This is a genomic window from Kitasatospora sp. NPDC054768, from assembly GCF_053612025.1.
The window spans coordinates 1-8,363 of the sequence record NZ_JBSHBN010000254.1; the positions used below are offsets into that span (position 1 = coordinate 1).

At 71.7% G+C, this 8,363-nt stretch carries 9 protein-coding genes; all 9 read left to right on the forward strand.

The window, feature by feature from the left end; all coding sequences use genetic code 11:
- Window positions 1-92 precede the first annotated feature (92 nt).
- Window positions 93-716, forward strand: a complete 624-nt coding sequence (gene pdxT, locus ACWGKU_RS39190) for a pyridoxal 5'-phosphate synthase glutaminase subunit PdxT (protein ID WP_452179909.1) — start codon at window positions 93-95, stop codon at window positions 714-716.
- A gap of 98 nt (window positions 717-814) precedes the next feature.
- A complete protein-coding gene (locus ACWGKU_RS39195; RefSeq protein WP_049651428.1) occupies window positions 815-1,573 on the forward strand; it encodes a YebC/PmpR family DNA-binding transcriptional regulator in 759 nt (252 codons plus the stop codon).
- A gap of 152 nt (window positions 1,574-1,725) precedes the next feature.
- Entirely contained in the window at window positions 1,726-2,277 is a 552-nt protein-coding gene (ruvC, locus tag ACWGKU_RS39200; RefSeq protein WP_359897479.1) for a crossover junction endodeoxyribonuclease RuvC, read from the forward strand.
- Window positions 2,274-2,885 carry a Holliday junction branch migration protein RuvA gene (ruvA, locus tag ACWGKU_RS39205; protein WP_359897474.1) on the forward strand — a complete coding sequence of 204 codons (612 nt, stop codon included), beginning with the start codon at window positions 2,274-2,276 and terminating at the stop codon, window positions 2,883-2,885. The genes ruvC and ruvA overlap by 4 nt, the downstream gene beginning before the upstream one ends.
- A 53-nt stretch (window positions 2,886-2,938) precedes the next feature.
- Window positions 2,939-4,009 (forward strand): Holliday junction branch migration DNA helicase RuvB, encoded by a 1,071-nt coding sequence (ruvB, locus tag ACWGKU_RS39210; protein WP_380351210.1) that lies wholly within the window; start codon window positions 2,939-2,941, stop codon window positions 4,007-4,009.
- Between the two features lie 260 nt (window positions 4,010-4,269).
- Window positions 4,270-4,677 carry a preprotein translocase subunit YajC gene (gene yajC / locus ACWGKU_RS39215; protein ID WP_401043079.1) on the forward strand — a complete coding sequence of 136 codons (408 nt, stop codon included), beginning with the start codon at window positions 4,270-4,272 and terminating at the stop codon, window positions 4,675-4,677.
- A 147-nt stretch (window positions 4,678-4,824) separates the two neighbouring features.
- Window positions 4,825-6,606 carry a protein translocase subunit SecD gene (secD, locus tag ACWGKU_RS39220; protein WP_401050596.1) on the forward strand — a complete coding sequence of 594 codons (1,782 nt, stop codon included), beginning with the start codon at window positions 4,825-4,827 and terminating at the stop codon, window positions 6,604-6,606.
- 4 nt (window positions 6,607-6,610) lie between these two features.
- Window positions 6,611-7,699 carry a protein translocase subunit SecF gene (gene secF, locus ACWGKU_RS39225; protein ID WP_380546477.1) on the forward strand — a complete coding sequence of 363 codons (1,089 nt, stop codon included), beginning with the start codon at window positions 6,611-6,613 and terminating at the stop codon, window positions 7,697-7,699.
- A gap of 47 nt (window positions 7,700-7,746) precedes the next feature.
- Entirely contained in the window at window positions 7,747-8,298 is a 552-nt protein-coding gene (locus tag ACWGKU_RS39230) for an adenine phosphoribosyltransferase (protein ID WP_401050599.1), read from the forward strand.
- Window positions 8,299-8,363: the final 65 nt, after the last annotated feature.

The following is an 8,363-nucleotide window of genomic DNA, read 5'->3' on the forward strand; positions in this document are numbered from 1 at the left end:
GCGCTCGCCGGGCCCCCCCCCCCCCCCCCCCCCGGCCGCGCGGGCGGCCGCACCACGTAGTCCGTCGTAACGATCGATAGAGGTTGAAGACCGTGAGCACTCCTGTCATCGGCGTCCTCGCCCTCCAGGGCGACGTCCGCGAGCACCTGGTGGCGCTGGCCGAGGCCGACGCGCTCGCCCGTCCGGTGCGCCGCGCCGAGGAGCTGGCCGAGGTCGACGCGCTGGTGATCCCCGGCGGGGAGTCCACCACCATGTCCAAGCTGGCGCTGCTGTTCGGCGTGATGGACCCGCTGCGCGAGCGGGTCGCCGCCGGGATGCCGGTCTACGGCACCTGCGCGGGCATGATCATGCTGGCGGACAAGATCCTGGACGGCCGCGAGGACCAGGAGACCGTCGGCGGCATCGACATGACGGTGCGCCGCAACGCCTTCGGGCGCCAGAACGAGTCCTTCGAGTCCGGGATCGACTTCACGGGCCTGGCCGACGCGCCGGTGCACGGCGTCTTCATCCGCGCCCCCTGGGTCGAGTCGGTCGGCGCGGGCGTCGAGGTGCTGGCCGAGCTGCCCGCCGCGGACGGCCCGGAGAGCCGGGTCGTGGCGGTGCGCCAGGGCAACCTGCTCGCCACCTCCTTCCACCCGGAGCTGACCGGCGACCACCGGGTGCACGCGTACTTCGTGCGGATGGTCGAGGAGCACCTCGCCGGGGACGCGCGCTGACGGCGTCGACCACGCGCTGACCGTGTGCGCTTCACCGGTGACGACACCGGTAAGATCTCATCTGTTCATTTCCCTTTGGCGACGTAAAGGAGCTGGCGATGTCCGGCCACTCTAAGTGGGCTACCACCAAGCACAAGAAGGCCGTGATCGACGCCAAGCGCGGCAAGCTCTTCGCCAAGATGATCAAGAACATCGAGGTGGCGGCGCGCACGGGCGGTCCCGACCCGGCGGGCAACCCGACCCTCTACGACGCCATCCAGAAGGCCAAGAAGAGCTCGGTCCCGATCGACAACATCAACCGCGCCGTCAAGCGCGGTGGCGGTCTGGAGGCCGGCGGCGCCGACTACCAGACCATCATGTACGAGGGCTACGGCCCGAACGGCGTCGCGGTCCTGATCGAGTGCCTCACCGACAACCGCAACCGCGCGGCCTCCGACGTGCGCGTCGCGATGACCCGCAACGGCGGCTCGATGGCCGACCCGGGCTCGGTGTCGTACCTGTTCACCCGCAAGGGTGTCGTCATCGTCCCCAAGGCCGACGGCGTGGACGAGGACAAGCTGTTCGAGGTCGTCCTCGACCAGGAGCCGGAGGAGATCAACGACCTCGGCGACTCGTTCGAGATCGTCTCCGAGGCCTCGAAGATGGTCGCCGTGCGCACCGCGCTGGTCGACGCCGGCGTCGACTACGACTCGGCCGAGGCCAACTTCCTCCCCAGCATGCAGGTCGAGCTGGACGTCGACGGCGCCCGCAAGATCCTCAAGCTGATCGACGCCCTGGAGGACAGCGACGACGTGCAGAACGTCTTCGCCAACTTCGACATCTCCGACGAGGTCGGCGCGCAGCTCGACGCCGAGTGATCACTGCCCAGTGATCGTCGGTGAGTGACCGTTCTCACTGCCCGGCCCGGTGGTCCCTGGACCACCGGGCCGGTGTCGTCGGTCGGGTTGTCGGACCCGGGCGGTAGCCTGCGGAGGTCCTTCGTGGCGAGTGACAGGGAGACGGGCGAGTGGTGCGGGTACTGGGCGTGGACCCGGGGCTGACCAGGTGCGGGGTCGGCGTGGTCGAGGGTGCGCCGGGCCGGCCGCTGCGGATGGCCGGGGTCGGCGTGGTGCGCACCCCCGCCGAGGCCGAGATCGGGGAGCGGCTGCTCCAGGTCGAGCAGGGCATCGAGGCCTGGCTGGACGAGCACCGGCCCGACCTGGTCGCCGTCGAGCGGGTCTTCGCCCAGCACAACGTCCGCACCGTGATGGGCACCGCCCAGGCCAGCGCCGTCGCGATGCTCTGCGCCACCCGGCGCGGCATCCCCGTCACCCTGCACACCCCCAGCGAGGTCAAGGCCGCCGTCACCGGCTCCGGCCGGGCCGACAAGGCGCAGGTCACGGCCATGGTGCAGCGCCTGCTGCGGCTGGACGCGCCGCCCAAGCCGGCCGACGCCGCCGACGCGCTGGCGCTGGCCATCTGCCACATCTGGCGCGGCGGGGCGACCAACCGGCTGGAGGCCGCCGTCCGGGCCGCCCGGGCCACCCCCCGCTCCACTCCTCCGAAAGGCACCGTCCGATGATCGCCTTCGTGCAAGGGCCCGTGGCGGCCATCTCCTCCGGGACCGCGGTGGTCGAGGTCGGCGGGGTGGGCATGGCCGTGCAGTGCACCCCGAACACGCTGGCCGGGCTGCGGCTGGGCGAGCCGGCCCGGCTGGCCACCTCGCTGGTGGTCCGGGAGGACTCGCTGACCCTGTTCGGCTTCGCGGACGACGACGAGCGCGGCGTGTTCGAGATCCTCCAGGCCGCGCCCGGCGTCGGCCCCAAGCTGGCGCAGGCGATCCTCGGGGTGCACAGCCCCGACGCGCTGCGCGCCGCGGTCGCGGGCGGCGACGAGAAGGCGCTGGTCGCGGTGCCGGGCATCGGCAAGGCCAAGGCGGCCAAGCTGCTGCTGGAGTACAAGGACAAGCTCGGCGCCCCGCACGGCGCCGTCCCGGCGCAGAAGCCGATCGCCACCGGCCCGGCGCCGTGGAGCGATCAGCTGCACTCCGCGCTGACCGGCCTCGGGTACGCCCCGCGCGAGGCGGACGAGGCGGTCGCGGCCGTCACCCCGGAGGCCGAGGCGCAGGCGACGCCGGACGTCGGCGCCCTGCTCCGGCTCGCCCTGCGCGGCCTCAACCGGGCCCGCTGACCACCTGACGATCTGTCCATTTGTCGATACTGGAGACTCTGGAGCCCGCGACGATGTACGACCCGGAACCCGCCGACCGGCTGGTCACGGCCGCCGCCGACGGTGAGGACCAGGCGGTGGAGGCGGCGCTGCGCCCCAAGCTGCTGGACGAGTTCATCGGCCAGGAGCGGGTGCGCGAGCAGCTGTCGCTGGTGCTCCAGGCGGCCCGCAAGCGCGGCAGCGCGCCCGACCACGTGCTGCTGAGCGGGCCGCCCGGGCTCGGCAAGACCACCCTGTCCATGATCATCGCCGCCGAGCTGGGCGCGCCGATCCGGATCACCTCCGGCCCGGCCATCCAGCACGCCGGGGACCTCGCGGCGATCCTCTCCTCGCTCACCGAGGGCGAGGTGCTCTTCCTCGACGAGATCCACCGGATGTCCCGGCCGGCCGAGGAGATGCTCTACATGGCGATGGAGGACTTCCGGGTCGACGTGATCGTCGGCAAGGGTCCGGGCGCCACCGCCATCCCGCTGGAGCTGCCGCCGTTCACCCTGGTCGGCGCCACCACCCGGGCCGGCCTGCTGCCGCCGCCGCTGCGCGACCGCTTCGGCTTCACCGGGCACATGGAGTTCTACGCCCCGGCCGAGCTCCAGCGGGTGGTGCACCGCTCGGCCGCGCTGCTGGACGTGGAGATAGACCCGGCCGGCGCGGCCGAGATCGCCGGGCGCTCGCGCGGCACCCCGCGCATCGCCAACCGGCTGCTGCGCCGGGTCCGCGACTACGCCCAGGTCCGGCACGACGGGCAGGTCACCGTCGAGATCGCCGCTCAGGCGCTGGACGTCTACGAGGTGGACGCCCGCGGTCTGGACCGGCTGGACCGCGCGGTGCTGGACGCGCTGCTGCGGCTGTTCGGCGGCGGTCCGGTCGGCTTGTCGACACTGGCGGTCGCCGTGGGGGAGGAGTCCGAGACGGTCGAGGAGGTCGCCGAGCCGTTCCTGGTCCGCGAGGGCCTGCTCGCCCGCACCCCGCGCGGCCGGATCGCCACCGCCGCGGCCTGGCAGCACCTCGGTCTGACCCCGCCGGTCCAGACCATTCGCGGACGTGTTCCGGCGCAACCGGAGCTGTTCCCCGCCGATGAAAGTTGACCGCCATCGGCTGAACGGGTGAGTCGGTCCGGTCGGTTCCCACCCGGTGCTTCCGTGGTGGCACACGGAGGAGCCGGGAGTGAGGTCCGGGGAAACTGTGCAGGCGGAGGCTCGCCACTTTCGGTGGCAGGATGCGATGCTTGGCGTTGTCCGATCGATTCGGGGTCGCCTAGACTCCGCCGGACCGCCCCTCTCACCTGACGGGCCGACCAATACCACACAGGCCGCCGGCCGGCGGCCCGTAAAGGACCCTGGCTGCAGTGAACCTCATCATCCTTCTCCTCCCGATCATCGCGATCGTGCTCATGTTCCGGTCGCAGAAGAAGCGCCAGTCGCAGATGCAGCAGATGCAGACCGCGCTGGAGCCGGGGGCCGGTGTGCGCACCATCGGCGGTCTTTACGCCCAGGTGAAGGCGGTCAACGACGAGACCGTCGAGCTGGAGATCGCGCCCGGCGTGGTCACCCACTTCACCAAGAGCGCCGTCGCGGCCGTCCTGGACCCCCAGGAGTACGACGCGATCATCAACGGCCGCCCCGCCGATGACGAGCTGCCCGAGCCGGAGGCCGAGGACGCCGACGCCGAGCCGGTCGAGGACAAGCCGCTGTCGCTCAGCAAGGACAGTGCCGAGAAGGGCGACGTCGAGGGCGGGGCTCCCGCGAGCAAGTAGTACGGACGGGCAACCCGCCCGGCCGCGCGGCGCAGTGCCGCGAGCCCACAGGACCTCAGGGCCGCAGAACCGCCGGACCCCTGTCCCGCCACGAGCCGGACGGGGGTCCGGTCGGGGAAGTGGCATGGACAGGGAGAAACGAGCAAGGTGGCAACACCCAAGTCGCGCCCGCGCGACGGCTACCCAGGGCGGGCGCTGGCCCTCATCCTGGTCGTCACCGTCGGACTGGTCGCCCTCATGTTCGGGACGGGCACCACCAAGCCCAGGCTCGGGATCGATCTCGCCGGTGGCACCAGCATCACGCTGACCGCGAAGTCGACCGATCCCAAGGCGATCAGCAAGTCCAACATGGACATCGCCACCGGGATCATCGAGCGCCGCGTCAACGGCATGGGTGTCTCCGAGGCGGAGGTCCAGACCCAGGGCGACAACACGATCATCGTGAACATCCCCAAGGGCGGCAACCAGCAGAACGCGGCGGACCAGGTGGGCACCACCGCCAAGCTGTTCTTCCGTCCGGTCCTGGCCGTGGCGCCCAGCGGCGTCACCGCTCCGGTGCCGACCGGCACCCCGTCCGCCGGCGCCACCGGCACCCCGGGGGCGACCCCGTCCGCCGCCGCGACCGGCAGCCCGTCCGCGAGCGCCACCAAGCAGGGCCGCCCCGCGAGCGAGGCCCTGGCCGCCGAGGGCGCCAGCCCGACCGCCGCCGCCACCGGCGCGAGCACCGCGCCCTCCGCCGCCGCCACCGGCGCCCCGAGTGCCGCGGCCACCCCGCCGAGCGCCGCCGACCTCACCGCGGCGATGACCCAGGGCACCGTGCCGCCGGAGCTGACCGCCGCGTTCGCCGCCCTGGACTGCTCCAAGCCCGAGGTCCGCACCGCCCAGACCGGCGCCGATGACAAGGCCGTCGTCGCCTGCTCGCAGAAGCCCGAGAACGGCTACTACGAGAAGCTCGCCCTCGGCCCCGTCGCCGTGAAGGGCTCGGACGTCTCCAAGGCCCAGCCGAGCCTCGACACCCAGTCGGGCGCCGGCTGGCAGGTCCAGCTCCAGTTCAACGGCACCGGCACCGACGACTTCACCAAGATCACCGGCCAGCTCGCCACCCAGGCCCCGCCGAACAATCAGTTCGCGATCGTGCTGGACAACCAGGTCGTCTCGCACCCCGAGGTCAAGAACGCGATTCCCGGCGGCAGCGCCGTGATCACCGGCCGCTTCACCCAGACCGAGGCGCAGGACCTGTCCAACGTGCTCGGCTACGGCGCCCTGCCGCTGGAGTTCGTCAAGAGCGACATCACCACCGTCTCCCCGGCGCTCGGCAGCGACCAGCTCAAGGCCGGCCTGGTGGCCGGCGCGATCGGCATGCTGCTGGTGGTCGCCTACTCGCTGGTCTACTACCGCGGCCTCGGCCTGGTCTCGATCGCCGGTCTGCTCGTCTCGGCGGCCCTGACCTACTCGATCATGAGCCTGCTCGGCAACGCGATCGGCTTCGCGCTGAACCTGCCGGCGGTCTGCGGTGCGATCGTCGCGATCGGCATCACGGCGGACTCCTTCATCGTGTACTTCGAGCGCATCCGCGACGAGGTCCGCGAGGGCGCCCCGCTGCGCCCGGCGGTCCAGCGGGCCTGGCCGCGCGCCCGGCGCACCATCCTGGTCTCGGACTTCGTGTCCTTCCTCTGTGCCGCCGTGCTCTACGTGGTCTCGGTCGGCAAGGTCCAGGGCTTCGCGTTCACCCTGGGTCTGACCACGGCGCTCGACGTCGTGGTGATCTTCCTCTTCACCAAGCCGATGATCACGCTGCTGGCCCGCCGCAAGTTCTTCCTGAACGGCCACCCGTGGTCCGGCCTGGACCCGAAGCGGCTGGGCGCCCGCCCGCCGCTGCGCAGCAGCCGTCGCCGTAACCCCTCCTCTGCCGCCGTGAAGGAGGCCTGACACCGTGTCACGCTTCTCCAATCTGGGCCACCGGCTCTACCAGGGTGAAGTCAGCTTCGACTTCGTCGGACGCCGCAAGCTCTGGTACTCCATCTCCGGCGTGATCGTGCTGGTCGCGGCGATCGGCCTGGCCATGGGCCTGCACCTGGGCATCGAGTTCAAGGGCGGCTCGGTCTACACCGTGGCCAAGCCCGGCCTGACGGTCTCCCAGGCACAGGAAACCGCGGACGGGGTCGTCTCCTCGCACCCGCTGGTGCAGTCGACCGACAACGGCAAGATCCGCATCCAGGTCAGCACCGAGGAGCCGAAGAGCTCCGACCAGATCCGCGCCGAGCTCTCGCAGAAGCTCGGCGTGCCGCTGGACACCGTCGAGGCCCAGGTGATCGGCCCCAGCTGGGGCAAGCAGATCTCCCAGAAGGCGCTCACCGGTCTGATCGTCTTCATGGTCCTGGTGACGGTCTACCTGGCGATCGCCTTCGAGTGGCGGATGGCGGTGTCCGCCCTGGTCGCCCTCATCCACGACCTCCTGATCACCATCGGCGTGTACGCCCTGGTGGGCTTCGAGGTCACCCCGGGTACGGTGATCGGCTTCCTGACCATCCTCGGGTACTCGCTCTACGACACGGTCGTCGTCTTCGACACCGTGAAGGAGAACACCAAGGGGCTCACCAAGCAGAACAAGCTCACCTACAGCGAGGCCGCGAACGCGGGCCTCAACCAGACCCTGGTGCGCTCGCTCAACACCACCGTGGTGGCACTGCTTCCGGTCGCCGCACTGCTGTTCATCGGTGGCGGCCTCCTGGGCGCCGGCACCCTGAACGACATCTCGCTCGCGCTGTTCATCGGCCTCGCGGCCGGTGCCTACTCCTCGATCTGCGTCGCCACCCCGCTGCTGGCGCAGCTCAAGGAGGAGCAGCCGGAGATGAAGGCGCTGCGCAAGCGGGTCCTCCAGCACCGCGCCGCCGCGGCCGCCAAGGCCGAGGCCGCGGACGAGGAGCCGACGGGCGAGGAGCAGCCTGCGGGTATGGTCGGACAGCGTGGCCGCTCGGCCGGCACCTCCCGTGCCAAGGGCCGTCCGTCCACCAAGCGCTGACCCCGACCACGACCCCGGGGCCCCACCAGACCGTGAAGGACACCACCGTGACCACCGCCGACACCGCACTGGCCGAGCTGCTGAACAGCCGGATCCGGGACGTCCCGGACTACCCGAAGCCGGGTGTGCTGTTCAAGGACATCGCGCCGCTGCTCGCCGACGCCGAGGCCTTCGGCGCCCTCACCCGGGCGCTGGCGGACCGGGCCGCGGAGCTCGGTGCGACCAAGGTGGTGGGCCTGGAGGCGCGCGGCTTCGTGCTGGCGGCCCCGGCGGCCTTCGCGGCCGGGCTCGGCTTCGTGCCGATCCGCAAGCAGGGCAAGCTGCCCGGCGAGGTGTTCCGGCGCTCGTACGAGCTGGAGTACGGCTCGGCGACGCTGGAGGTGCAGTGCGACGCCTTCGCGCCCGGTGAGCGGGTGCTGGTGGTGGACGACGTGCTGGCCACCGGTGGCACCATCGGCGCCTCGCTGGACCTGGTGAAGGAGGCCGGGGCCGAGCTGGCGGGCGTCGTGGTGCTGATGGAGCTGGGCTTCCTGGACGGCCGCGAGCGGCTGGCCGGGCACCTGGCCGGCGCTCCGCTGGAGACGCTGGTCACGGTCTGACGGATCCGTCGGGGGGGCGGGGGGGGGGGCAAACCAACCCCCCGCAACCCCGGACGGGGGCGTGT

Coding starts and splice junctions, on each gene's coding strand:
- ACWGKU_RS39195 (WP_049651428.1), top strand. CDS start 815: ATGTCCGGCCACTCTAAGTGGGCTACCACCAAGCACAAGAAGGCCGTG.
- ruvA (WP_359897474.1), top strand. CDS start 2,274: ATGATCGCCTTCGTGCAAGGGCCCGTGGCGGCCATCTCCTCCGGGACC.
- ruvB (WP_380351210.1), top strand. CDS start 2,939: ATGTACGACCCGGAACCCGCCGACCGGCTGGTCACGGCCGCCGCCGAC.